A 25,835-nucleotide genomic window follows, 5' to 3' on the forward strand; every position below is an offset into this window, starting at 1 on the left:
GTAAACATAAAGGCGTTATGGATATTCGTATAGGACAAGGTTACGATGTGCATCGGCTTGCGGAAGGCCGTAAGATGATATTGGGCGGAGTGGAAATTCCTGCGGACAAAGGCCCTTTGGGGCACTCGGATGCGGATGTACTGCTGCATGCGATCTGCGATGCGCTTTTGGGGGCTATCGGCCTCGGCGACATCGGTAAACATTTCCCGGACACCGATCAAGCCTACAAAAATATTTCCAGCCTTATTTTACTTGAAAAAGTTTACGCGTTGATCACCGAGCGAAATTATCGCGTAGGAAATGTGGATGCGACATTAGTTTTACAGAAACCTAAAATTGCGCCGCATGTGCCGGCTATGAAAAAAAACATAGCTGCGGTTTTGCATGTCGAAGAGGAACGGGTGTCAATCAAAGCCACGACCTCGGAAGAACTTGGGTTTGTCGGTGCAGGTGACGGAGTTGTAGCGTATGCCGTCGCGTTGGTTTTTAAATCCTGATCAGATTCGTTGATTTTTTGATATCACGACGATGCCTGATGGCGTCACAAAAAATCGTTTTTTATCCTCTTCAAGATTGTAGCCGATTTCCGAATTCTCCGGGATGACGACATTTTTGTCTATGATCGCACGTTTGATTTTCGAATTGCGCCCGACGCTGACATTATTGAAAAGAATGGATTCGTCGACGCTCGAATAACTGTGGATACGGACATTGGGTGAAAGCAAGGATCGTGTTACACGACCGCCGGAAATAATCACGCCGCCCGAAACGATCGAATCAAGCGCCACGCCCATACGTCCGCCTTCTTGCGGTTCGGAAAACACATTTTTAGCCGGCGGGTATTGTCCCTGGTATGTGCGTATCGGCCAGTCTATGTCGTACAGGTTGAATGTCGGTGAAACGGAAATCAAGTCCATGCTTGTATCAAAATAACTATCCAGTGTACCGATGTCGCGCCAATAGGGTTGACCGGCCTTATTCTCGTCTTCAAAATTATAGGCTGTCACTTTGTATTTACCGAGCATGGAAGGAATGACATTTTTACCGAAGTCGTGGGCCGAATCTTTTAGTTTGGCATCATCTACCAAAACGTGTGCCATCGCATCGGCGCTAAAAATATAAATACCCATATTGACGTAACAGAAATCAGGTTTGTTCGGAAGCGGTTTGGGTTCTTTGGGTTTTTCCTGGAATTCGATGATATCATTGTCCTCATTGACCACCATCACGCCAAACTGATGGGCTTGATCGCGTTGAAATTCGATCCCGGCAATGGTCAGATCGGCTTGTTTGGCAATGTGGTACTGAAGCATTTTGAGATAATCCATCTTGTAAATGTGATCACCGGAGAGAATGATCACATATTCCGGTTTATCATCTTGCAGCACATGAAGATTTTGAAATACGGCATCGGCCGTGCCCTGATACCAGTGATTGGCCGTACGAAATTGCGGCGGAATGCAGTAAATATATTCACCGAGTTCCCCGTTGAGAAAACTCCAGCCTTCGCGGATATGCGTATCGAGCGATTGCGATTTGTATTGGGTAATCAGATATATTTTACGAAAACCGGAATTGATCGCGTTACTGAGTGCAAAATCAATGATGCGGTATTTCCCGCCAAACGGGACAGCAGGTTTGGAGCGATCTTTGGTGAGAGGATATAGACGTTCGCCTTGACCGCCGGCCAAAATAATAGCGAGGGTCTTGCGGAAAAGCGATGATGAAATCGGCGTCATGCCATGCTCCCGTTCAGTAGTTAGATGTATTCCGTTGAGAACAGATAGATTAGTTTTTAAATGTATTAAAGTCGCGGGCGAAGTCCAAATATTTTTTCTAAGCGTGCGCCATTACAAAAACAGTCTTTCTTTAAGTCATACTAACGCACAGCTATTATCACTGGATTTCCATAGAAAAAGCGATTTGAGTACTGAATGGGCCGAATTAGTTTTTCGTTGCATTCCTATAGCGCTATACGTAATTTGCGCCCGTTATGTGTTAGCTTTAGAGTTAAAAGCTTCTAAGGCGTTGTTTACCACTGTTTGGAGCGAATGGCATGTCCAAGATCTTTGATCGAGTGAATCTTCCTAAAGATATTAAATCGTTGTCGTCCGATGAATTAGTGCAACTTGCAGGAGAACTGCGCGCCTATGTGATTGATGAAATTTCACGTATTGGCGGCCATCTCGCCCCGAGTCTCGGCGTCGTAGAAATATCGGTCGCACTGCATCATGTATTTGATACGCCGACGGATAAAGTTATTTGGGATGTGGGGCATCAGGCCTATGTGCATAAACTTCTCACAGGACGTAAAGATCAATTTCACACGATACGACAAACGGACGGCATCAGCGGATTTTGTAAAATTCATGAAAGTGAATACGACGCTTTCGGTGCAGGCCATGCCAGTACTTCGATTTCGGCGGCTGTCGGCATGGCGATCGCCCGCGATCAATTGAAAAAAAACAACAAAGTCGTAGCTGTGATCGGTGACGGTTCGCTCACCGGCGGTATGGCTTTTGAAGCCATGAATAATGCGGGTTCGCTTAAAACCGACATGATCGTCGTACTCAATGATAACATGATGTCCATTTCTTCCAATGTCGGGGCTTTATCCAATTATCTTACGGATCTAATTTCAGCACCGTTGTACAATAAAGTAAAAACGGAAGTGTGGAATGCGCTCGGTCATTTGCACGAAGTCGGTGATCGCGTACGCCACGGTCTCAGCAAAATGGACGAAAGTATCAAGTCTATGCTTGTACCCGGTCATTTTTTTGAAAGCCTCGGCTTCCGTTATTTCGGTCCGATTGACGGCCACGATCTTCCGCGTCTTATCAAAGTTTTGCGTGATGTCAAAGATCTCAAAGGCCCGATTCTGATTCATACCCTGACCAAAAAAGGAAAAGGTATGCCTTTGGAAGAGCAGGATGTGGAAAAATATAAAGTCAACGCCAATAAATTTCACGCCGTCTCTCCGCCGAAAAAAGTAAACGCTTCGGAAACCGTTGCAGCGCCGACGTACACCGAAGTTTTCGGTAAAACAGTAGTCAAGCTTTGCAAGATGCATTCGCATGCTGTCGGTATTACGGCCGCTATGGCCGACGGCACCGGATTAAAATTTTTAGCTAAAGAAATGCCGGAGCGCTTTTTTGACGTAGGCATTGCTGAACAACATGCGGTGACGATGGCCGCAGCGATGTCGCTCAACGGAGTCAAACCTATTGTTGCGATCTATTCCACATTTTTGCAGCGCGCGTACGATCAGATCGTACACGATGTGGCCATTCAGAAAATTCCTGTTTTATTTTGCCTTGATCGTGCAGGTTTAGTGGGTGCGGATGGGCCGACACATCACGGCGCGTTGGATTTATCGTATTTGCGTTGCATTCAGGGCATGGTCATCATGGCACCCAAAGATGAAAACGAATTGAAAGATATGGTGTACACCGGGCTGATGTACGATAAAGGACCTATTGCGGTGCGTTTTCCGCGCGGCAACGGTATCGGTGTGCCGGTTACAGAGGCGTTTGAAAAAATTCCGATCGGTAAATCAGAATTTGTACAACGCGGCAAGGATATCGCTTTATTGGCCGTAGGAAACATGGTCCAACATGCTCTTAGTGCGGCGCAGGAGCTAATTCGCAACGGTTATTCGGCTACAGTGGTCAATATACGATTTGTCAAACCGCTTGATGAAGCGATGCTTTTTGAAATATGCCGTGATTTTGATGATGTGATCACGATCGAAGATAATGTTACAACCGGTGGTTTTGGCAGCGGTGTATTGGAAGCGATATATAGTCCCGATTTTATTGAGCGCGGCCAAAAACAAGATAAAGATTTTGTACAAAAGATGGCCCGTTTGCGCCTTAAGCGACTGGGCTTACCGGATGCGATCGTGGAGCATGGCGATAATGATGTATTATACGAACGCGTAGGACTTGATCCTGCTTCCATTGCTCGGGATGCTAAAACTATGATCGAAAAACGTCGCGGGGGAATTCAGGTCGAAACTATTATGGCCGCGGCAGCACGATAGAATTAAAAAACATACAAATAGAAAACCCTGCAGTTTTTTCTGCAGGGTTTTTTTGTTTTAGGATACGTTTTACGCTTTGAGTGCGCAGATGGCCGTTACATTGGCAATGTCTTCCGGCGTACAACCTCGGGAAAGATCATTGATTGGTTTGGCTAAACCTTGAATAACCGGGCCGATGGCTTGTGCTTTACCGATGCGCTCGGTTACTTTATAGCAAATATTACCTGCATCGAGATTAGGAAAAATGAATACGTTCGCTTTACCGGCAACGGCACTACCGGGAGCTTTGCGCTGGCCGATGGATTCGATAAATGCTGCATCAAACTGCAATTCTCCGTCAATTTTTATATCCGGTCTTTTTTCACGGACGATAGAAAGCGCCTGAACTACTTTATCCACAGCTTCATGTTTGGCGCTACCTTTTGTCGAAAAAGAAAGCATCGCCACCATCGGTTCTTCACCGGTGAGTTGTTTGTGACTTTCGGCGGATGCGATGGCGATATCGGCCAGTTGGGCGGCATCCGGATAAGGCATGACGGCGCAGTCGCCGTACGTAATGGCCCGTCCATCCGGAAGTACCATCAAAAAAATACTCGAAACCGTATTGATGCCGGGCGCCGTACCCACGCAATGTATGGCCGCACGCAACACATCCGCGGTTGTGGATACGGCGCCTCCGACAAAACCTTCGCATTCGCTGCGCCGTACCATCATCGCGCCATAATATAAAACGGAATGCATGTGTTGTTTGGCCTGCTCGTAAGTCATGCCTTTGGCCTTGCGGAGATTAAATAATTCCGACGCATAATCCGCCGTTTTTTCAGAACGCTTGGGATCAATGATCGAAACCGATGAGGGCAAGTCCACCTGCAATTCCCGTGCTCTATTTCTTATCTTGTCGGCATCACCGAGCAAAATCGGTTTGGCGATCTGTTCGTTTATTATGATTTTGGCGGCAAGCAATGTGCGATCTTCTTCGCCTTCGGGAAGAACAATACGGCATTTTTTGTGACGGGCACGTTCGCGTATCGAAGCAATGATGGACATAAAAAAATCCTTTAGTTAGTAAAACAAACTAAAGGATTTTACGATTAAAATCAACGCGTGCGCTTTTAAGGATTTTTATAATCGCGATTTACGGTAAAGGACACCCACGGCGATCGGGAAGCATTGTTCTTACCGAAATAGCTATCCACGCGCCATTGGTAAACTCCTTTTTGAAGCCGAGCGCCCTCAAAGAAATTTGAATTGGCATATACGACGCGGGTCGGGGAATCCGTAGCGTAGAGTGAATCGCCCGGAATACCGTCAAAAAATTCATCAATATAAGAATAGGTTTGTTTGTTGAGCGTCATGGATTCTTGCGCGCCGCAATTTTCCCCAAACGTTCCGGGCTGCTGATAGGCGAGCCATACGAGTTGACCGGAGGACGTCGCGACTTTGATCACATAATACCCGGGTTCATCGCCAAAAATACACCAGGAGAATTGCGGTTTGGTGGTCACCACCGTATCCTGATTATGCGGGTGCCCCGGGGAGGCCTTTTGTGCAAGACGGAAAGGCATGACATATGTGTACAGATTTTCTTCATCCAAATAATCGGATATATCGGTGGTATTACCTTTGGAATCTTTTGCGACGACGTAGTAGTAATACGTTTTTTCGGCGATCACGGCGTCTTCGATAAACGAATCGGTTTCGGCTTCATTTACAGTACGAACGGCGATCTCTGCAAAGGCGCTGTCTAAACCGCCGGATCGGTACACGATATATTCCGTGATTAGATTATCAGAGACGGTGATCGGTGACCATTCTAAACGAAGCAATTGTAAAGCACCTTCGATCGGACGTGTGCCGCGATCAACCGCCAGCGTATCGCCGTTATGTGCTTTGATACGCACTTTGGAAGGACGCGGCTCCGGCGGATTGACTTCGTCCGGACATCCGGTAAATATCATTGCAGCCAAGCCGATAAATGTAAGCGATAAAATGCTGTTGCGAAACATGATCATCCTTTATGAACTAAAACTTATACGAAGTACCGATACGATGCGTGTATCCCAACGCATGATTATTTAATGCGTAATCAATGTGGATGTGATTGTACTGAAATCCGGCACCGTAAGTCAAAGTACCGTTGTCTATACCGAGGCGCAGCGCAGCTAACTTATTGTATTCCCACTCAAGGCCGTAGTGACGATCGTTGGCGTAGCGCGTATTACTTTCGTACGATAAAAGTATGTTGCTCTTCCATTCATCCAACCCTTGGATGTACGACATGCCAAATTTGAAATTAGCTTTGACGATATCCTGAGCGCGTACGTCGGATGAAATTTTATTATACTGCACGGCTGTCGTCGTGGCATCCTGAAAATTGAAGCTCATTACAAAATCACCAAGAGTGGGAATTTCCAAAAGATCATTCATGCCAAACATGATCATCGTTCCGATATCCACGCCGATGCCCGACTTACGTACATCGTTGAGAACCACGCCGTTTTCTCCGGAGATGCCGCTTGTACCGCCGCGGATAATTTTAAAACTTGCGCCGACGGGAATTTGTATAGGGAAGTCGCTATAGGCCCATCCGAGATTAAGGCGCAGGGTATTCATACGCGCAAAAGTAAAAAAGAAAGCATTATCGGCATACGAAAAGTGTCCGTGTTGCAGCGCCGCAAAATCAAATCCGGGAACAGCATGTTCCGAAGCCGAGCCGGATAGATCCGCATTTTCAGGAATATTGCTGATGCTATAGCGAATCCAGCCTACAGCGAAAGAATAACGGTTGTTAATTTGATGATTGTATCCTAAAACATGATACTGCGCGAGTCCGCCAAACTGGCTCGAATAACTTCCCGTGACTTCATGGCGATTAACCAATACGGAACCTGCCGGATTCCAAAAAAATGCCGTCGCGTCGTTGGCTATCGCCGAATAGGCACTACCCATTGATGCCGCTCTGACACCGGCCGGGATTTCCAAAAAGGCATTGGCGTAACGTCGGTTTTGTGCCGTGATGACCGTAGCTACGCTAATGAAAAGTAATATTAAGGTTCGAACACTTTTTTTCATATCGGGTTATCAGCGAAAATACGCCAGTTTACCTTTCTTCTCGATAGTTTTTCCATTGAGTTTGCCGCGTATACGATAAAAATAAACACCATTGGCAATTGGGCGTCCGTCTTCGTCCAACGCATCCCAGGTCACCTCATGATAACCAACAGCTGTAATATTTTTTCCGGACGCAATCGCGTCGGTGTCTGTAATTTTGCGAATGCGACGACCCGACACCGTGTAGATGCTTATATCCAGTGCCTCCAAAGGTTCCGGAGCTTCGACACGGAATGCAAACGTTGTTGTGTTGATAAAAGGATTGGGGTAATTGCCATACGATTCGATGTCAAATTTACGAATGACCTGAAAATTGAGCGTGTCGGTCTTACTTGTATTCCCGTTGACATCTTTCGCCGTAAACAACACTTCGTGTTGGCCGTCATCAAAAGCCTGGTTCAGATTTAACGTAAATGTGACGGTATTTGAATTGGGTACCGAATCCGGTAATACGATTTGTGAAGCGCTGATCGGTGCGTTATCAACAGTTATCGCATAGTGGTTGCGATTTAGGCTTACGCCATTGCGGTCATAGACTATAGCCGAGACGCGCGGTTGGCGCGGTGCAATACCACCTTGCGTAAAAAGTTGTCCTTCGATCGTAGTTTCGATCACCGGTGCAGTGCGATCTCGATTGATCATGAGCATCCACGGTGCACGGTCTTCATTTGAAGTCAGTATCGCCGAGATTTGGCCGTGTGATTTAGTTTGTGAAGCAGAGAGGATAGTCCACTTACGATTTCCGGAGTCCCAACGGTAAACGGACAGCGAATCAGTATATGTTGCATTATAGCGTAATGTATCATAACGCATGATCAAATGTATCGGTTGGCCATCGGCGATAAGCCGCGAAAAGCCCGGTTCGTAAACTTGCGCAGCCGATGCACCGTACGGAATCGCAGGGCTAATATCCGGTTGATTGACGATCGTATATTCGCCGGTGACATGGAGGCTCATCGTACCGTTTTGAGTATAGACTCCGGGAGGAATACTTATACGCAGTGCCGAATCAACGGACACGGTATCATTTTTGGTTCCGTTGAACGTAGTTCCTAAAGACGGTGTAACATTAAATGCACCTAAGCGAATAGTTTGAAAGCGCAAGTTATTGGAACGGTTGACATCGTTGATACCGGAGTCGGGATCTACCCAAACGGCGATCACATGTTCTCCGTTGGACAGACTGGAAAGAATAGAGGCCGTATCGGATGAGATCACGCCGGAATTGGTAATGCTACCTTCTACTTGTACAAATGTTTCACCGATCAAAACGCCGGTACTCAACGGGTTGCCTTCATAAAATCGCACATTTACATTTTCAGCTTTGGCAAAACCCAGATTTTGTACGACGGCATTAATGCGCACTTCCGATGATCCGCCGACATAAATGGACTTGGTGAGCGGCGTAGGGATGTTTAAATCAATGCCCGACAGAATTTTAAAATTAGGCGACGGACTTTGTGTGGAATCGCCATTGGTATCATAAATGGTAAGAACGTATGTGATTTTGTCGTTTTCTGCGAAAGGGCCTATGCCTTGGCTTTCGTACGTATTTCCGGATGTGAGTTTGAGCGTATCAACGCCGGATGATGCTATCGGACCTGTTACCGTATAATGAGCTATGACACGTGCAACACCTTGAGGATCGCTGACCGTGGCTGAAAACCGAATAATATCTGAACTGGTCGGTGTGGCGGGTATCGTTTTCATATCCGCGATAAAAGTACCGTCAATATAGAAATCCGTGTTGCTGTTGAAGTATTTTTGACCGTCCGATGATTCGCCGTAAAGCCGTATTCCCGTCAATCCGGAGCGAAGCGCAGAATTGGGGATCGAATTCAGATTGATCGAAAAATCATACTGTCCGTTGGTGATGGTAAACGGTATCGAAACGACATTGGCAAAACTTGATTTATTGGCACCGCCGGAAACGGAATCGGTCGTAGGTTTGGTTTGAAAAATCTCCGCCGTTCCGGAACCGTTTGAAAAATCAGTAGCACCGCTCACGTTAAAAGAAGCGCTTCTGGACGGGCTGTAGTTACTCAGTGTCATCGTACGAGCACGCGGCGCACGAACTTTTAAAGCCGGATCGCCGAGGAAGTTAAATTGATATACCATGCTCTGAGGTACGAGCGATTGAAAGGTCGTGGAAGAACGATTGGCACCCTCAGCGGAAAAATCCTGCTCGCCGCGAAAGATCAAATAATTGGTTTTTCCTTTGGCGATAGATTGCCCGGCGGTTGTATTTTGTGCAAGAAATTCGTTCATCATATTATCGAGCATCTGATAATCGCCGATGATCCAGCCTGTTCCGCTGGCGGCTAAAACTGCGGCCGCGCCGCGATCGCGGGATAACATCATTGTTTCGCCCAACGCAAATTGACCGTCGCTGTCAAACGCGCCTACAAAACAGGTCATGCTCAGGACGATGGGATAACGTCCGCCGTTGGGCGTGATCAGATTGATGCGGTCGTGATTCATCATCGGTTCACCGGCAATATCGCGATCACCCCACACGCCGCCGCCGCCATGGCCGAGGTACGTTATGATAAGTGCACCATCGCTAAAAAAATCAGTTACAGCGCCCGCACCGCCTCCGTATTCTTGGCCGGGGTAAGCATAGATGCGTTCGGGTGTAAAACGCTGAGCCAATCGGTTATTGATAAGTAAAGTGGATTGGTATCTGAATACGTCGCGTGGAATTTCAGGATTTCCCAACGTCGCGCGTTGTTCCTCACTGCCACCGATAAACACAATTTTATTTTTCCAATTGCCCGAGGGTCCTTTTTCGTAGGCAATGATTTTATCAATGTAGGCATTGAGTTGTGTCGCATTGATCACCGGAATGCGTCCGATAAAAAAATCGGGTATGATATCCTGATCATCGGCGAGGCAAAACCAATAGTCGCTGGACGCCGCACCGTACTTCTGTGTTTGTATAAATTGCGTCGGAACGATTTCGTTTGAACTTGTTTTAGGCTGCCGGGATGCATCACCGATCAAGCATACGTAAAGCGGATTACCTTGCGAGCCTTTCCAGTTCGCAGCGGAATAGACATACCTCAGGAAATCGCGAATGGCGTACGGTCCGGGAGCACCATAACTGAATTCATCATAAATATCTTCGATAGTAATTGTTTCGGCTGAATAGCCTTGGCCCTTGCGGTAGTTCTCTAATCGCAGTGCGCTATCACGTAGTGCACGACTGGTAATGATAAGATATCGCGCATCATGATTGCCGGTCTGTAAGTTACCGGGATTATAGGCTGTCACGGTTTTAGGCGTTAGTTTGGCTGTTTCACCAACCGCAATATATTCGATACCGGATATCGGTACATCATCTTGAAATAATGCCTGATATGTAGTTTTACCCTGAATGGACGTATTACGAATAACAGGGTTAACGATGCGGCTTGAACCGCGTTTGTAAATACTGATATTGAGATCGTTAAAACCACTGAGTGTGAATTCGTGCAATGTCGTGCCGGAAATAGTAACATCCGGCGTGAAAATCAGCATATTATCGACCGCGGAATAGTTTCTTTTATAAGTGATTTCAAACCAGTTCATAGCAAATATATCGCTATTTCTTTCGGTGCTGTTCGTCGTTGAGATGCGGAGGGTATTCGTACCTGTCGGCGATAATAGATCTGATGAAAAAGGAATATCTTGCTGAAGTTTGGTAGCGTCGGTCCACGTGATGGGGTTGGGTGTGATCAGATTATTATTCAATTCGACATTTACAAAATGTTTTTGTGTAGAAATGGCTTGTAGATTGATGCGCAGACTAAATTGTTGAATCGTTCCAGTAGGGACGCCGGGCAATTCAAATTCGTACTCGCGCGATGTCGTAGAAGAACCTACCGCTGCAGAATACGATATGCCGTTGTCATATACCCAAATATCTTCTTCCGCTACGGGGCGTATCAGGTTAATATCTTTGACATCGTAGAGTACATTATCTTCTTCGAAATGTTTTGTCGTCGTATAAGAAGCCGGTTTGATCACAGACAATGGATCGCGCTCTTGAAGAGAACCTTCTTCTTCGATGAGGCGCAGCCCCGCCGAACTTCCCCAAATCAAAAAATAAACATTATCGGTAGCCCATGGATCAAGATAATGGCCTTGTTTGGACGGAATATCACGCAGGTATTTATTGTGTTTTGCGCGGTAAGGTTCGCCGTAAAATTCGATAATATCATCGGCTGCAAGACGATCCGTTTTTTTGGAACGAACGTATACACGTTCTTCCAGACCCTGGCCGATCAAACGCAGTGTACGCGGATCTACGGATTGGAGGTTAACGCCGGATAAGGCCTGAAGCTCTCGGACGGATATTTTATAAATGCCTTCTTTGTCCACGGTCATGCGGATGTATGGGCCGCCTGTAATCGCTGCCGTCGCGGCGGAAGAAAAAGAAGATTTAGAAAGTTTAATTGCCGTGGAAGATGCGTTGGTCTGAAGTTGGCGTGCGCGTCGTGCCGATTCTGCATTAATCAGCCGATCGCTCAGCAAAGCGTCAATCTCCCCGTTATTTATTTCCTGAACCGGTGTACGAGTGTTGGCGTTATAACGAACTACCACTTGCATTCGGGTCGTTATTTCCAAAGTGTGATGTTGGGCATGGTACTGTATCGGGGTGATGTTCAATTCATAAAGTGGAATATCGCGCATTTTACCGTGATAACGGATGGATGCCAGAGCTGAAGTAGAAGATTTGCGAGATGAACGGAGTCCGGCCGTGGGATCGGCTTGCGAATCGGCCGACCAATCATCGCGCGCAGAAGACAGGCGAATGCCGTGCAGTATTTTTTTGTTCATTGCTGTAGCGCGGATCGTCGGATTGGCTTGCACAGGCAGTTCAATCAAATAATTCAACGAAGGTACGGCATAACCATCCGCTTGTAAATGCGATTCAGCGTGTTTGAGTGCGACCGAGTGCAAGGCTCTATTATCGCCGATAACCGAGTCAATATCCGGTGTGGGGATAGAGACTTCATAGATCAATTCGCCCGGTTCTTGTTTTATGACGGTGACATAACCGCGAGAAGAAGCCATGTCAGTCGTTTGTGCAGTTAAAAAAGTTGTGCTGCACAATAGGATAATTACTAAAACAAAATTTTTATTCATTCGGTACGTATTTGCAAAAACAAAATCCATAGTGTCAATTAATATGTATATTGTACGGTAAAACAGAGATTTCGGTTAATTATTTACAAGCGTTTTTCGGGGTTGACGCCGGATACGGCGCCACAGGCCGCGCGTTTTTCCGGAGGTGATCACTTCTTCGATAAAACCGCGCAGTTCCGACGGTGTCAGATTGCGATGGAGTACACCTTTGAAAGCGACGGATATTTTCCCGGTTTCTTCCGAAATAATAATCACGATCGCATCCGATTGCTCCGACAGCCCGACCCCCGCACGGTGACGTGTACCGACCGAAGTTTCAAGGTAAGGATTGGGACTCAGCGGCAGTAAACATTTGGCCGCAGCGATCTGATCGTTTTCGATAATAACGGCGCCGTCATGCAGCGGTGAACGGGGATTAAAAATCGAAAGCAAAAGTTGTTGAGAGATATTGGCCTCAAGATGAAGCCCGGTTTCTACAATATTGCGCAAACCCGTGGACCGCTCAATGGCGATGATGGCACCATTACGCCGTTTGGCGAGCAATTCGCAAGCTTTGATGATCTCTTCGATGTATTCGGGGATTCCAAGTTTGATGATATTTCGCAAAAAACCGCTCTGGCCGAAAAAAAGAAGTAGGCGCCGGAGCTCGGGCTGAAAAATAATCACAAAAGCGATAACCCAAACCGTACGAATCTGATCCACCAGCCAGATCATTCCACTCATATTGAGTGCTTGCACGGCAATGGATAAAATCAAAATAAATATCAAACCCATAAGCATACGTGAAGCGGTGGTTCCCTGAATCACTAAATAGGCACGATAAAAAATAATCGTCACGGCGGCAATATCCAGCAAATCAATGGCCGTTACGGAAATCGTCCATATTTTGAAAAGCTCGTCTTGCATGTCAGGCCGTTTCGATCATCTGATGAATATGGAGTGCGCGTTTCATTGACAATACATCATGTACGCGCAATAGGGTTGCACCTTGCTGTACAGCATAGATATTGCTGATGAGCGTACCTTCCAGTCGATGCGTCGGCGGTGCATCAAATGCTTTTCCTAAAAACGATTTGCGCGACGTGCCCGCCATCAAGGGATAACCCAGTGCCGTAAAAGTACGTAAATTTTTGAGTAATGTAAAATTGTCTTCATACCGCTTACCAAATCCGAAACCCGGATCAATGATCAATTTGCAAGCCCCCATTTGTTGGGCTTTGGTACATTGGGTTTCAAGAAACTGTTTTACTTCGTTGATCACATCGTCATACGACGGATTATTTTGCATCTGACTCGGTGTGCCGCGAATGTGCATAATGACCAAAGGGGCATCATTTTGAGCAGCCACCTCGGCGATACCTTCGTCCATCGTCATCCCGCTGATATCGTTGATCAGGTCTGCACCTTCGTCCAATGCGGCTTTCGCCACAACGGCTTTATAGGTATCAATAGAAATTGGAATGTCGGATTTTTTGCGAATTGCGCGAAGCACGGGAAGAACGCGATCAAGTTCGTCTTTCAGTGTCAAAGGTTCCGCACCGGGGCGCGTGGACTCTCCGCCGATATCCAGTATATCGGCACCTTCAGCGATAAGTTGTTCGGCATGAACGACGGCTTTTTCTGTTGAAAAAAAACGACCGCCGTCAGAAAAAGAATCGGGAGTCACATTGAGAATACCCATGACATGGACGCGCGTTTTTAGTGCGTTGTATAGGGCTTCCGAATTATTCGACATCGGGAAAATACTCGCGGAGTTTTTTACGCGCTTCTTCGCGATAGCGGTCATCCGGTTTGAGCAATTTCATTACCGTTCGCAAAGCTTCGATGGCTTCGTTGCGACGTTTTTGATAATCATAGATCTTACCGAGATACAACCAAGCATACGGCGAATTATTGAGTTGCACGGCTTTTTTGAAATACCCTTCGGCAATGGGGAATTGTTCATGCCCTTCGCGCAGTTTTGTTTTTTCGCGAATGTACTCGCCCTTGTGATAATAAATCACGCCGTAGGTATAATAAACATCGGCGCGATCCGTGTAGATTTTTTCTGCCCGCGCCAGCAGTTCGACCGCTTTGTCGAAGTACGCCAAATAATCGCACGCTCTGACCATGCCCATAATAGACTCGAAATCGTTGGGTTTGAGCTGTAATGCGACGTTAAAGTTATTCAATGCGTACTGGGAAAGATGATCATGAGGGCGACTGCGTTCCAGAAAATCCTGACCCAAGGCAACGTATGCATCAAAAGCTGCAGGATTGATCTCTATCGCACGGTTAAGAATAGCCTCGCGGGATTTCATTTCAAATGTTTCCCATCGCATGCGCTGCATAAAACTCAAGATGTAATACAACTGATAATCCCGTTTGTATATGGCTTGGCTTGCGATCATCGCAAATTCGGCGTCCAAATAACGCGGTTCCGGTTTAGTAAAACTGAAATTGCGTGCCAAGCTCATCAGAATGGGTTGGTATTGATCATTGATTTGCGCACCGCGTTTGAGATGGTATTCGCCGCGACGCTGAAGCATTTCGCGCGCGCGCACTTCTTTTTCACGAATCATCTTTTCCGTGTAGGCCGAACCTGCGGCAAACCATCCTAAAACGGAAGCGCTGTCTTTTTGTAACGCCATACGAGCCACCGCAAAAGCGGAATCCCATTGCTCATGTGCCAAAAGCGCACGTGCCGAAAAATATAAAGGCAGCGATTTGGTCTGAAACAATTCGGTGTGATTAGCGGCGGAATTAAACTCCTCATCCGTAACTTCGTATAAATAGGTCATCAGTTCTTCCGAGGCCGTACGCATCGCTTGTCCGTATGACACGTCGTCGCCGGTGGGGATGGTGTTTGTAAAAGAACGCATCGTTTCCCCGGTCAACACATCATAAACTTCATAACTCAAGCGAGCCGGACTGGTATCGGCGTTATAAAAACCGGCAACGAGGTAATTCAGTTTGATCAGGCGCGCCCATCTGAAAAGTTTTTGTTTATTGGATGGTGAAATGGCCGAAGTCGAGTCCCCATAATACGATTCGACGAGCCATTCCGGGCGAAGGAAATGAAGATGTTCGGGTGATCCGAGTGCGGCGTGATGCGCCGTGATTTCGGCTAAGCCCCAACCCGTCCCGGCCACGGACAAATTTTTATTGGAGCCTTGATTTTCCAGAGGGAGAATTCCCACATATACATTAAATGGTTTAGGCGGGCGTGCGAAACGTATCGCAGTGTACGTAAGTACGATAAGACCGAGCACGATCATCATTTTCCGTGCTAATCCGGAATGATTGACGACCGGAGAATAACGATGCAAAAACCACCATATAAAACAAAGTGCCACTACGACGGCAAACCAAAGTCCAAAGCCGCCGGGCACGCCGCCCGACAGCCAGTACAATATCTTATCCATATTTTTTCCTGCCCGTTCGCTATTAGAACCCTATGCACATACAAAGCTTGGCGATTATTACCGTCAAACTGCAATCAAAACAACATGGCGATTATGCCACAGGCGCTTCAACTTTAGTCGCACTCTGTCCATTATTTGGAATTTCAAGCGGCGGCAGCTGTTGTCCTTTGAGTATCATGTCCAGTTCTTCCGAATCAATTGTCTCACGTTCCACAAGCGCAGTGGCGATATTGTGCAGTGTCTGAATATTTTGTTCGATCAGGGACAACGCTTTGTTTTCGGCTTCTGAGACGATACGTTTGATTTCCGCATCGATCTGTACCGCGGTATTTTCGCTATAGTTTTTGGATGTTGCGATTTCACGCCCGAGAAAAACTTCTTCGTCTTTTTTTCCGAAGGCCACCGGGCCTAATGAGTCACTCATGCCCCATTCGCAGATCATGCGACGCGCCATTTCCGTAGCGCGTTCGATGTCGTTGCTGGCGCCCGTCGTATAGTGGTTGTAAATGATTTTTTCTGCCGCACGGCCGCCCATCATCATCGCAAGACGCGCTTCGATGTACGTCCGCGAATACGAATGCCGATCATCCGAGGGGAGATAGTGCGTAATGCCGAGCGCTCTACCGCGGGGAATAATCGTGACTTTGTGGACGGCGTCGGATTCCGGCAAAAGACGACCGACCAGAGCATGACCGGCTTCATGATAAGCCGTGGAACGTTTTTCTTTGTCGCTGATGACCATACTTTTTCGTTCAACGCCCATCATGACTTTATCTTTGGCGCTTTCAAAATCTATGTTTTCGACTTTATCCGAATTGCGACGCGCTGCGAGCAAAGCCGCTTCGTTGACGAGGTTTTCCAAATCCGCTCCGGCCAAACCGGGCGTTCCTTTGGCTATTTTTTCGATTTTTACTTCGTCACTGATCGGTACTTTCCGGCAATGTATCTTTAAAATTTCCTCACGGCCTTTGACATCCGGATAATCCACGACAACTTGACGGTCAAAGCGGCCGGGGCGCATCAACGCATTATCCAAAATGTCGGGGCGGTTGGTCGCCGCGAGTATGATGATACCGCTGTTTTCTTCAAAGCCGTCCATTTCGACCAGCAATTGATTGAGCGTTTGTTCGCGCTCGTCGTGACCGCCACCCAAACCTGCGCCGCGCGAACGGCCTACGGCGTCAATTTCGTCAATAAATATGATGCACGGATGACTGCGTTTGGCTTGTTCAAAAAGGTCACGCACACGTGCCGCGCCGACCCCGACGAACATTTCCACAAAGTCCGCACCGCTGATGGAAAAAAACGGAACTTCCGCTTCACCGGCGACGGCTCTTGCCAATAGGGTTTTTCCCGTACCCGGAGGGCCCAGCAAAAGGGCGCCGCGCGGAATACGACCGCCAAGGCGCGTGAATTTGTTGGGGTCTTTGAGAAAATCAACAATCTCGGAGAGCTCCTGTTTGGCCTCTTCACAACCGGCGACATCGGTAAAAGTGACTTTGTGATCTTTATCCGTGCTCATACGAGCGCGGCTTTTGCCGAAGGTAAAAATATTTTTTCCGCCCGGTCCGCCTTGCATACGACGAAAAATAAAAATCAGAATAGCGATGGCCAGAATCCAAGGCAGCATTTGGAGAATAATCGTACCGAAATCCGTACCGCGCTTCATAAATTCAACGTCCACGCCGCGTTGTTTCCATTCGTCCAGCATCTTGCTGTCCACAAACGGCAAATTGATGCGAAACTGCGTAAATCGGTACGGCGTACCGTCCGTGGTGATCGTCTCTTCGGCTTTGAGCGTTCCGCGTAATTCGCCTTCACCGACGGTGATGGTGCGAATTTTATCCTGTTCCAGATAGAATTGGTATTGCGTAAAAGAAAGTTCGATATGTTTATCCGCGCCGGCCGACACAATCTGATAGAGAAAAAAGAACGATCCGAAAATGGCGATCCACAAAAAGAAAGTACCGATCGTACCTTTCCAATTGGGGCCGGAATCCGGCGAAGGACGATTTTTCTTTTTGGCCGGTCCGGGTTTGGGGGCGTCGTTTTTTTGTGCGTTCTGGTTTTCCAAAAACAGCTCCTTATTAATCCTTTGTTACATAAATATCTTTGAGATGGCGAAAACGCTGGCCGAGATCAAGACCGTAACCGATGACAAATTCATTGCCGATCTCAAAACCGACATATTCCACCCGAAAATCAATCTTGGCTTTTTCGCGTTTCATAAGCAAAGTAGCGAATGCCAGCGAGGCGGGTTTTTTTGCCAGCAAATGATTGCGGATGTACGTCACGGAAAGACCGGAATCAATGATGTCTTCCGCGACGATGACGTGGCGCCCTTCCAATTTGGCGCTTACATCTTTATCCAAGCGGACGCTGCCGCTGGAATGCATCGCATCGCCGTAGCTTCCTATTTTCAGGAAATCCACTTCACATTCCGTAGCGATTTCCCGGATCAGATCGGCGACAAAAAGAAACGATCCGTTTAATACGCCGACAAGAATAGGGTTTTTGTCTTTGTAGTCGGTTGTGATTTTTTTTCCCAGGCGCACGATAGCGTCTCGAATTTCCGATTCGGAAATCATGACGGTAAAACGATGGGATTCGGTGACAATAACTTTTTCAGGATTCATGGGTGATTAACTCGAGCTTTATTACTGTGAGGGTATCCGGAGTTACTTTGTAGCGATCATCGGTACGCATCCCGCCGATCCACACGATGTCGCGGCCATGGGTCAAAACGGGGATAGTGTGCTTTTCGGTTACGGGTATTTTATGGTCCACAAAAAAATCAGACACATTTTTAAATTGATGCATGCCGTACGGCTTAAAACGATCACCGTTTTTCCAAGCGCGCACGCGTATAGGTTTTGTAACGGACCCGGCATCAAGGTACACGATGAAAGGATTTTTAGCTAAGTTTTTTCTAATGGTATCGGTGTACCGTGCTACGGAGGATCGTATTTTCCATGACCCCCACGAAACAGTATTTCCGATCGTCAAAGTTACATCTTTTGTCCGCGAAGAAGCGTCAACCGGTGTGATAACGACGGCCCTTGTTGTTTTAGTCCATCGCCATTTTCCGGCATCAAACTTTCGCCCGGGTTGTTGATGTTGTATCAAATCCAATATCCGTTCATACTCGACGGAAGTCAGCGTAAACCAGGGTGCATGCGACGCAAAGAACATTTGCAATAACGTGTATTGCCGGATCGGATAATAGCGGTTAAAGGCTTGAATTTCAAGCCAAATTTTGCCCTTCTGCGTGCGGAAAACCTTGGTGTAGCAACGTTTGGCGTCCATTTGCAAAACATCGGCGGCCGATTTTGCAATGTCAGCCAATCGGCTCAAGTGATGTGAAATTTGAGGATTGATCGTGCGTAGATCGGGAAGTATCTGATGCCGTATTCTGTTGCGCAGAAAAGCCGTATCCTCGTTGGTCAAATCCGTGACGAACGGGATACGATTTTCGCGTGCATAACGATGTATTTCATCGCGCGTAAATGGGAGCAGCGGGCGAATATACTTACCGCGCACTTCCGGTATTCCGGATAAGCCTTGAATGCCTGTTCCTTTGATAATACGCATCAGTACGGTTTCGGCCTGATCGTCGGCATGGTGGGCCGTCGCGACGTGATCAAAACCGTATGTGCTCGCGGTGTTTTCTAAAAAATCATATCGAAGCACCCGGCAGGCTTCCTCGACGGACAGTTTATTACGGCGTGCGAGTTGCTTTGCATGGACGCGGGTTTCATAAAAAGGCATACCATACAGCCGGGCCATTGCTTTGACAAAGGCCGCATCGTCTTGTGCAGATTTTCCGCGAAGACCGTGGTTTACATGCGCGATGGCAAGTTGCAGTTTTAGTTCCGATGCAAAACGGCGAAATAAGCGCAGCATAACCATCGAATCCACGCCGCCGGAAACAGCCAGTAAAATGTGCTGGTTTTTGGAAATTAATTTTTTGGCGTGAATGTTTTGAAAAAAACGCTGTTCAAACCATGCGGTAAATTCGATGGTTTTCATGGCAGACTAAAGAAAACCGTACGTGACAGCACGACTACTGTTAACATGCATACGAGCGCAGGTATCAGGAACCAAAGGTAGAGCTCACGGTAACGCTGGTACGTTTTGACATCCACTTTGGTTTTTTCTAATTGGCCGATCTGATCGTAAATCTCCTCAAGCGCTTTTTGATTGGTAGCACGAAAAAATTTTCCTCCGGTCATATCGGCGATTTCGCGCAGCGGGGTTTCATTGATTTTGACTTCGGCGGTCAGGTATTGGCGACCAAAAAAAGGATCGTCCACAGGGATGCGGGCAATGCCGTCTTTTCCGGCGCCGATCGTATAGACGCGAATATTCATGGCTTGGGCGATTTGTGCGGCGGTCAAAGGATCAATTTCACCGCGGTTATTATCGCCGTCCGTCAGCAATATGATCACTTTACTTTTGGCTTTACTTTCTCTTAATCGGTTAATGGAATTAACCAGCCCCATGCCGATGGCCGTGCCGTCTTCGACCACGCCGATCTGAACTTGTTTGATAAGCTGGGTGAGCATGGTATAGTCTACCGTCAGAGGGCATTGGGTAAAACTCTTTCCCGCAAAAAGTACCAGTCCGATGCGATCGGATTGACGTCCGGAGACAAATTTTTCCGCTACCGATTTGGCCGCTTCCAAACGGTTCACCTTGCCCAAATCTTCGATCAGCATGCTGCGAGAGATGTCCATGGCCATCATGATGTCAATGCCTTCCGCCGTGATGACCGATTGCGTATCCTGCAAACGTGGTCGCGCCAAAGTGATAATCAGTAAACCTAGCGCCGTATATTGGAGAATGTAGTGCAGCGGCTTGATGCGCAGCCGCCAGGAGCGGGGGACGTCACGGATAAGCGCGACCGTCGCATAACGTAGCGCCGAACGGCGACGTCGTTTCCAGTTCCAAAAAATCAGAATCGGAATCAAAAGCAACAGCAGTAAAAAATAGGGGTCGCGAAATTCGATCATGCGCGGCTTTCTGTTTTGCGATTACCGATGCCGATATAAAATACAACGGCGATCAGACTCAAACCGACAAACCACTGAAATTGGTTCTCATACTCTGTGAATTGATATTCGGCACTTTCGCCTTTTTGAAGCTGGGAGATGGCGTCGTATATTTTCTGGATTTCTGTTTCGTTGATAGTGGCTTGATAATACGCGCCGCCGCTCATATCTGTGATAGCCGTGAGCATCGCATCTTCACGTTTGGTCGTAACGACGGATCCGTTGAATTTTTTAAAATCCGTTTGGCCGGTGCGATCATCGTACACAGGGATGGGAACTGCATTTTCCGTGGCTACACCGACGGCAAATATGCGAATGTTTTCGCCGAGCAGGGCTTTGGCTTTTTCAGTGGCCTCGTCGCTGTGATCTTCACCGTCTGAAAAAATAACGATGGCTTTTCCCGTAGCCGGTCCTTGCACGTCCTGCGGTTTCGGAAAAGCGGATCGCGCAACGTCGAGCATTTCGGCAAAATTTGTACCGCCGGCTGTCGTGGATTGCACGTCAATTGCGTCCAGAAACATGCGCACCGCGCTGTAGTCGCTGGTCATCGGGCACTGAATAAAAGCCTGTCCTGCAAATATCACTAAAGCTACACGATCTCCGCCGAGCCGCGAGAGCAGGGTGCCGATTTCATGCTTGGCTTTTTCCAAACGATTGGGTTTGATGTCTTCAGCTCCCATGGACGCGGAGATATCCAGTGCGATAACCATATCCACACCGGTTATTTTAACTTTCTCATAGCGACTGCCAACCGATAAACCGGCCATAGCGAAAATTCCGAAAATCATTCCCGCCGTCCACATCGTCCATCGCGCTAAACGTCGTTTTGGATCAATTCGCTGAGACAAGTGATCTACCAAGCGGGTATCGCCGACACGCTGCATGCGGAGGCGCTGTGTGCGAAACCAATCCCAAAGCAGCAAGGCTAGGAGCGGTATGATCGCAAATGCATAAAGATATTCCGGATTGGCAAATTTGATCACAGGGTCCGTCGGATAAAATTAAACTAAAAATTAAAACGGTCTCAATATATACGGATGAAGTCAATTTTGCAAAATCAAAGCGTGTTTAATTTTTTGTTTGAAATTATAAACACAATTTTTATCTTCTTCGCATCGCAGCAATGCGTTTTATGTACCCATCCCATGTGTGGAGCGATGCCGCAAGAGATGCTAGAATCGGTCGCTTAGCATGTTGACAAAAATCTATAAATAAAAAGCACAGAAATACAATTTTAATAAATAGAGGAATCGTATGCGCCTTATCAGTTGGAATGTCAATGGCATTCGTGCCGTATCTAAAAAAGGTTTTCTTGAGTGGCTGGATAAAGAAAGCCCGGATGTGATGTGTTTGCAGGAAACCAAAGCAATGCCGGAGCAACTGGATGCGTCTCTACTTAATCCGATGGGATACACCGGGTATTTTAATTCCGCACAACGCAAAGGGTATAGCGGGGTGGCTACATTTTGTTTAAAAAAACCGACGTCTGTTCAAAATGGTATCGGCGTAGAACGATTTGATGCCGAAGGTCGGGTACTAATGACGGATCACGGCGATTTTATTTTGTTTAACATTTATTTCCCCAACGGGAAAATGAATGCGGAGCGTTTGCAATACAAAATGGATTTTTATGACACCGTGTTAAAGTATTTTGATGCGTTGAAAGATCAGGGAAAAAAATTAGTCATTTGCGGGGATTATAATACGGCCCATAAACCGATTGATCTGGCCCGCCCGCGTGAGAATGAAAAAATTTCCGGTTTTTTACCGTCTGAACGAGCCTGGATGGATGAATTGGTTAGTCACGGTTATGTAGATACCTTGCGTGTTTTCAATCAAGAGCCCGGTCAATATTCGTGGTGGGATCAGCAGAGTCGGGCACGCGAGCGAAACGTGGGGTGGCGTATTGATTATTTTTTTGTCAGTGATAATCTGCTTCCCGCACTGAAAAACGCATGGATCATGCCCGATGTGATGGGTTCGGATCATTGTCCTGTAGGCATTGAGTTAAAGTTTTAATTTGATCGGGCACGTATGAAAAATCGCTTTTCAATCAAAGATCTTGAGCAGTTCAGCGGAATCAAAGCACACACTTTGCGCATTTGGGAAAAACGCTACGATATGCTTAATCCCAACCGCACAAAAACTAACATTCGGTGGTACTCTTCGGACGATCTCAAACGACTGCTAAATATCGCTCTGTTGTATCACCATGATCATAAGATTTCCAAAATCGCTGCGCTGACCGATAAGGAGTTATCGGATAAAGTCGCAGAAATAGCGCAAAACTCATCGGATTATTCGGTTTTTGTGGATGGCCTTGTGATGGCTATGATCGAAATGGATGAACAGCGTTTTGAGAAAATTTTTTCAAGCGGACTGATCAAGCTTGGTTTTGAGGATACCATCGCTAAAGTTGTTTATCCATTCCTCATCAAGATCGGCTTCATGTGGCAAATGGGTTCGTCCAATCCCGCACAGGAACACTTCGTGTCCAATTTGATTCGTCAAAAAATTATCGCCGCGATTGACGGGCAAGTCGTCCCGATGGACCGATCTCCCAAAAAAGCGATTCTTTTTTTGCCGGATGGCGAAATGCATGAATTGGGTCTTTTGGTGCTCAATTATATGATGCGTGCTCGAGGTTTAAATACGTATTACCTTGGCCAATCGGTACCCATGGAAGATTTACGACGAGCTTGCGAAATAAAGAAACCGGACTACCTGGTATCGGTTTTCACCAGTCCTATGCCTAAGCTTAAAGAGTTTGTTCGCCTATTATCACAACACTTTCCTCATACCAAAATCATACTGAGCGGTAAACAAATATTATCCGCCAATCTAAAATTACCGTCTCAATTTTATCTGCTGCCTTCGTTTGATCAATTAAACAAACATCTGTCATAGGTATTCTTTTTAATGGGGCTTGTTTATATGTTGAATTTTTGTTTAATGTTTAATGATAAATTTTAAACAAAATTATTGACATTATCCCAACCATATGGTATTTTGGTTTAGTGTTTTTTAAAGCTAAACATCGAATATCAAGGAATTAATATGCGAACACAACCCGATTTCCGGATTCCTTTACAGGCTTTAAACAATACGACGGCTGGGGCACGGGAAGAAAATGGTCATATAGACCTTATCGAAGATGATTTCGGTGACGATCACATCAGTTCGGCCGTTGAAACACCGATGCGTGATGATGCCTTTGCGTTGAATGATGAGGCCAAAATAGAATTGATCGAATACCATTTCAAAAAAATCATGCATGTTTTAGGACTTGATCTTACGGATGATAGTTTAAAGGGGACACCGCGTCGGGTTGCCAAAATGTACGTGCAGGAGGTTTTTCAGGGTCTCAACCCCAAGAACAAACCGTCGGTAACGCTCTTTGAAAACCGGTATCACTATAATCGCATGCTGGTTGAAAAAAATATAACATTATATACGTACTGCGAACATCATTTTGTTCCGATTTTCGGAAAGGTCCATGTGGGTTATATTCCAGCGGGCCAAGTGATCGGTTTATCCAAAATAAATCGTATTGTGCAATACTTTGCCAAGCGACCTCAGGTGCAAGAACGTTTGACCGTACAGATTGCTGACGAGTTGCGGCGCATTCTAAATACGGAAGACGTGGCCGTAGTTATAGACGCGGCGCATTTATGTGTGTCATCGCGGGGTGTACAAGATACCGGCAGTACGACAACTACATCCAGTTTTTTAGGTCGTTTCCATGATGAAGGCGTACGGAATGAATTTTTACGTTATATTGAAATTAAATAAAGAACGTTTAACACATCTAGGCAAATATGAAACAAATAATTTTTTTAAGTGTATCAATTAATATGTTGCTGTTTGGCATAGCATGCCGCGATGTACGCATAAAACCGGAGCAATCAAATATGAAATCTACGCAACCCGTGTACAACATTGCTGTCAAAACAATTGACGGCGCCGAAACAAATTTGGCTACGTATCGCGGAAAAAAAATACTCCTCGTTAACGTGGCTTCCGAGTGCGGTTATACGCCGCAATACAAAGATTTACAAAAATTGCAAGAACAGTTTGGCTCTAAAGTCGTCGTTCTTGGTTTTCCGTCGAACGATTTTGGCGGACAGGAACCGGGCTCCAATGCTGAAATAAAGAATTTTTGTGAGCGCAATTATAAAATAACATTTCCTATGTTTGATAAAATAACCGTGGTCGGCGAAGGACAACATCCGCTCTACCAATGGCTCAGTCAAAAAAACCTCAATGGATGGAATGAAAAGGCGCCGAGCTGGAATTTTTGTAAATATTTAATCGACGAAAACGGGGAATTGATCGGATATTATAATTCCTCCGTTAATCCGCTGAGCGATGAAATCATTAACAAATTATAACAAAATCGCGCAATGCACGTTTTAGAGCGCGAACAAATTTTGTCCTGCACGTTGTTGGATGCATGGCAATTTTTGTCTTCACCACAGAATCTCAAATTGATCACGCCGCCGTATATGGGATTTGACATCCGTTCGGGTCAAAACGGCGAATCCATGCACGCCGGGATGATTATTACCTATCGGGTAAGCCCTTTATTTAACATACCCATGACGTGGGTAACTGAAATAACCCATGTGCGGGAGCCTTATTATTTTGTGGACGAACAGCGCATAGGACCTTATACGTTCTGGCATCATCAGCATTTTCTTGAAGTGGTGGAGGGCGGAGTTCGTATGCGAGATTGCGTACATTACAAGTTGCCGATGGGAATTATAGGGAATCAGTTAGAAAAATGGGTTGTACGCCGTCGCCTTGAATCCATATTTGATTTTCGGTGGCATAAATTAAATGAAATTTTCAATGCTTCATCGTAAGCCGTATCACTAATTTTATCGCGCTCATACTTACGCTTATACTCGCCTCATATTTTCATCAGCCCATTATTTGAATTCAGATCGTGTAGCTCGTTAAACGAGCCTGATGTCACAACGTCCAATCAATGAAAAGAGGGATACTGAATAAGATCATACCCCCTTTGGCTGTTGTTTTCAAGTTTGAATTTCCAGAGCAGGTCGAGATTGAATGTAGGAAGCGTAGCAATTTTCG

At 46.4% G+C, this 25,835-nt stretch carries 20 protein-coding genes; 7 read left to right on the plus strand and 13 right to left on the minus strand.

Going from position 1 to position 25,835, the window contains the following annotated elements:
* Nucleotides 1–17 precede the first annotated feature (17 nt).
* Nucleotides 18–497, plus strand: a complete 480-nt coding sequence (locus HUU58_13565) for a 2-C-methyl-D-erythritol 2,4-cyclodiphosphate synthase (protein NUN46698.1) — start codon at nt 18–20, stop codon at nt 495–497.
* Here HUU58_13565 and glgC read toward each other — a convergent pair whose 3' ends face one another.
* Nucleotides 498–1,739: a glucose-1-phosphate adenylyltransferase gene (gene glgC, locus HUU58_13570; protein NUN46699.1), complete on the minus strand. Its 1,242-nt coding sequence runs from the start codon at nt 1,737–1,739 to the stop codon at nt 498–500.
* 317 nt (nt 1,740–2,056) lie between these two features.
* Between glgC and HUU58_13575 the strand changes: the two genes are divergently transcribed.
* Nucleotides 2,057–4,042 (plus strand): 1-deoxy-D-xylulose-5-phosphate synthase, encoded by a 1,986-nt coding sequence (locus tag HUU58_13575; GenBank protein ID NUN46700.1) that lies wholly within the window; start codon nt 2,057–2,059, stop codon nt 4,040–4,042.
* 69 nt (nt 4,043–4,111) lie between these two features.
* Here HUU58_13575 and pta read toward each other — a convergent pair whose 3' ends face one another.
* From pta to HUU58_13635, 12 genes are all read right to left on the minus strand, one after another.
* Complete coding sequence (gene pta / locus HUU58_13580) at nt 4,112–5,089, minus strand: phosphate acetyltransferase (GenBank protein NUN46701.1); 978 nt, start codon at nt 5,087–5,089, stop codon at nt 4,112–4,114.
* Nucleotides 5,090–5,154: 65 nt separating this feature from the next.
* Nucleotides 5,155–6,048, minus strand: coding sequence for a hypothetical protein (locus HUU58_13585; GenBank protein NUN46702.1), 894 nt, complete (start codon nt 6,046–6,048; stop codon nt 5,155–5,157).
* 16 nt (nt 6,049–6,064) lie between these two features.
* Nucleotides 6,065–7,114, minus strand: coding sequence for a UPF0164 family protein (locus HUU58_13590; GenBank protein NUN46703.1), 1,050 nt, complete (start codon nt 7,112–7,114; stop codon nt 6,065–6,067).
* Between the two features lie 9 nt (nt 7,115–7,123).
* A complete protein-coding gene (locus HUU58_13595) occupies nt 7,124–12,211 on the minus strand; it encodes a T9SS type A sorting domain-containing protein (protein NUN46704.1) in 5,088 nt (1,695 codons plus the stop codon).
* 147 nt (nt 12,212–12,358) lie between these two features.
* Entirely contained in the window at nt 12,359–13,189 is an 831-nt protein-coding gene (locus tag HUU58_13600; protein NUN46705.1) for a TIGR00159 family protein, read from the minus strand.
* 1 nt (nt 13,190) lies between these two features.
* On the minus strand, nt 13,191–14,018 hold the full coding sequence (gene folP / locus HUU58_13605) for a dihydropteroate synthase (GenBank protein ID NUN46706.1): 828 nt from the start codon (nt 14,016–14,018) through the stop codon (nt 13,191–13,193).
* Complete coding sequence (locus HUU58_13610) at nt 14,008–15,687, minus strand: hypothetical protein (GenBank protein ID NUN46707.1); 1,680 nt, start codon at nt 15,685–15,687, stop codon at nt 14,008–14,010. The genes folP and HUU58_13610 overlap by 11 nt, the downstream gene beginning before the upstream one ends.
* Nucleotides 15,688–15,778: 91 nt before the next feature.
* A complete protein-coding gene (locus HUU58_13615) occupies nt 15,779–17,398 on the minus strand; it encodes an ATP-dependent zinc metalloprotease FtsH (protein NUN46708.1) in 1,620 nt (539 codons plus the stop codon).
* 376 nt (nt 17,399–17,774) lie between these two features.
* Nucleotides 17,775–18,323 (minus strand): hypoxanthine phosphoribosyltransferase, encoded by a 549-nt coding sequence (gene hpt, locus HUU58_13620; protein ID NUN46709.1) that lies wholly within the window; start codon nt 18,321–18,323, stop codon nt 17,775–17,777.
* Nucleotides 18,313–19,716 carry a tRNA lysidine(34) synthetase TilS gene (gene tilS / locus HUU58_13625; protein ID NUN46710.1) on the minus strand — a complete coding sequence of 468 codons (1,404 nt, stop codon included), beginning with the start codon at nt 19,714–19,716 and terminating at the stop codon, nt 18,313–18,315. Before tilS ends, hpt begins: the two co-directional genes overlap by 11 nt.
* Nucleotides 19,713–20,699 (minus strand): VWA domain-containing protein, encoded by a 987-nt coding sequence (locus HUU58_13630; GenBank protein ID NUN46711.1) that lies wholly within the window; start codon nt 20,697–20,699, stop codon nt 19,713–19,715. Before HUU58_13630 ends, tilS begins: the two co-directional genes overlap by 4 nt.
* The gene (locus tag HUU58_13635; GenBank protein NUN46712.1) at nt 20,696–21,721 is read right to left on the minus strand and encodes a VWA domain-containing protein; all 1,026 of its coding nucleotides are present in this window, start codon (nt 21,719–21,721) and stop codon (nt 20,696–20,698) included. The genes HUU58_13630 and HUU58_13635 overlap by 4 nt, the downstream gene beginning before the upstream one ends.
* A 271-nt stretch (nt 21,722–21,992) precedes the next feature.
* On the opposite strand from HUU58_13635, the gene xth reads away from it, so the two are divergent.
* The 5 genes from xth (at nt 21,993) to HUU58_13660 (ending at nt 25,603) form a co-directional block, all read left to right on the plus strand.
* Nucleotides 21,993–22,757: an exodeoxyribonuclease III gene (gene xth, locus HUU58_13640; protein ID NUN46713.1), complete on the plus strand. Its 765-nt coding sequence runs from the start codon at nt 21,993–21,995 to the stop codon at nt 22,755–22,757.
* A gap of 15 nt (nt 22,758–22,772) precedes the next feature.
* Nucleotides 22,773–23,645, plus strand: coding sequence for a MerR family transcriptional regulator (locus HUU58_13645; GenBank protein NUN46714.1), 873 nt, complete (start codon nt 22,773–22,775; stop codon nt 23,643–23,645).
* Nucleotides 23,646–23,795: 150 nt separating this feature from the next.
* Nucleotides 23,796–24,530: a GTP cyclohydrolase I FolE gene (gene folE, locus HUU58_13650; protein ID NUN46715.1), complete on the plus strand. Its 735-nt coding sequence runs from the start codon at nt 23,796–23,798 to the stop codon at nt 24,528–24,530.
* A 26-nt stretch (nt 24,531–24,556) separates the two neighbouring features.
* On the plus strand, nt 24,557–25,129 hold the full coding sequence (locus HUU58_13655; protein ID NUN46716.1) for a glutathione peroxidase: 573 nt from the start codon (nt 24,557–24,559) through the stop codon (nt 25,127–25,129).
* Nucleotides 25,130–25,141: 12 nt separating this feature from the next.
* A complete protein-coding gene (locus HUU58_13660; protein NUN46717.1) occupies nt 25,142–25,603 on the plus strand; it encodes an SRPBCC family protein in 462 nt (153 codons plus the stop codon).
* The last annotated feature ends 232 nt before the right edge of the window (nt 25,604–25,835 follow it).

The sequence above is a fragment of the bacterium genome, from assembly GCA_013360215.1.
GTDB lineage: Bacteria > CLD3 > CLD3 > SB21 > SB21 > JABWCP01.

Excerpts from the sequence above, each read along its gene's own strand:
- HUU58_13565 (NUN46698.1), top strand. The coding sequence starts at position 18 with ATGGATATTCGTATAGGACAAGGTTACGATGTGCATCGGCTTGCGGAA.
- glgC (NUN46699.1), bottom strand. The coding sequence starts at position 1,739 with ATGACGCCGATTTCATCATCGCTTTTCCGCAAGACCCTCGCTATTATT.
- HUU58_13575 (NUN46700.1), top strand. The coding sequence starts at position 2,057 with ATGTCCAAGATCTTTGATCGAGTGAATCTTCCTAAAGATATTAAATCG.
- pta (NUN46701.1), bottom strand. The coding sequence starts at position 5,089 with ATGTCCATCATTGCTTCGATACGCGAACGTGCCCGTCACAAAAAATGC.
- HUU58_13585 (NUN46702.1), bottom strand. The coding sequence starts at position 6,048 with ATGTTTCGCAACAGCATTTTATCGCTTACATTTATCGGCTTGGCTGCA.
- HUU58_13590 (NUN46703.1), bottom strand. The coding sequence starts at position 7,114 with ATGAAAAAAAGTGTTCGAACCTTAATATTACTTTTCATTAGCGTAGCT.
- HUU58_13595 (NUN46704.1), bottom strand. The coding sequence starts at position 12,211 with ATGGCTTCTTCTCGCGGTTATGTCACCGTCATAAAACAAGAACCGGGC.
- HUU58_13600 (NUN46705.1), bottom strand. The coding sequence starts at position 13,189 with ATGCAAGACGAGCTTTTCAAAATATGGACGATTTCCGTAACGGCCATT.
- folP (NUN46706.1), bottom strand. The coding sequence starts at position 14,018 with ATGTCGAATAATTCGGAAGCCCTATACAACGCACTAAAAACGCGCGTC.
- HUU58_13610 (NUN46707.1), bottom strand. The coding sequence starts at position 15,687 with ATGGATAAGATATTGTACTGGCTGTCGGGCGGCGTGCCCGGCGGCTTT.
- HUU58_13615 (NUN46708.1), bottom strand. The coding sequence starts at position 17,398 with ATGCTGGACGAATGGAAACAACGCGGCGTGGACGTTGAATTTATGAAG.
- hpt (NUN46709.1), bottom strand. The coding sequence starts at position 18,323 with ATGAATCCTGAAAAAGTTATTGTCACCGAATCCCATCGTTTTACCGTC.
- tilS (NUN46710.1), bottom strand. The coding sequence starts at position 19,716 with ATGAAAACCATCGAATTTACCGCATGGTTTGAACAGCGTTTTTTTCAA.
- HUU58_13630 (NUN46711.1), bottom strand. The coding sequence starts at position 20,699 with ATGATCGAATTTCGCGACCCCTATTTTTTACTGCTGTTGCTTTTGATT.
- xth (NUN46713.1), top strand. The coding sequence starts at position 21,993 with ATGCGCCTTATCAGTTGGAATGTCAATGGCATTCGTGCCGTATCTAAA.
- HUU58_13645 (NUN46714.1), top strand. The coding sequence starts at position 22,773 with ATGAAAAATCGCTTTTCAATCAAAGATCTTGAGCAGTTCAGCGGAATC.
- folE (NUN46715.1), top strand. The coding sequence starts at position 23,796 with ATGCGAACACAACCCGATTTCCGGATTCCTTTACAGGCTTTAAACAAT.
- HUU58_13655 (NUN46716.1), top strand. The coding sequence starts at position 24,557 with ATGAAACAAATAATTTTTTTAAGTGTATCAATTAATATGTTGCTGTTT.
- HUU58_13660 (NUN46717.1), top strand. The coding sequence starts at position 25,142 with ATGCACGTTTTAGAGCGCGAACAAATTTTGTCCTGCACGTTGTTGGAT.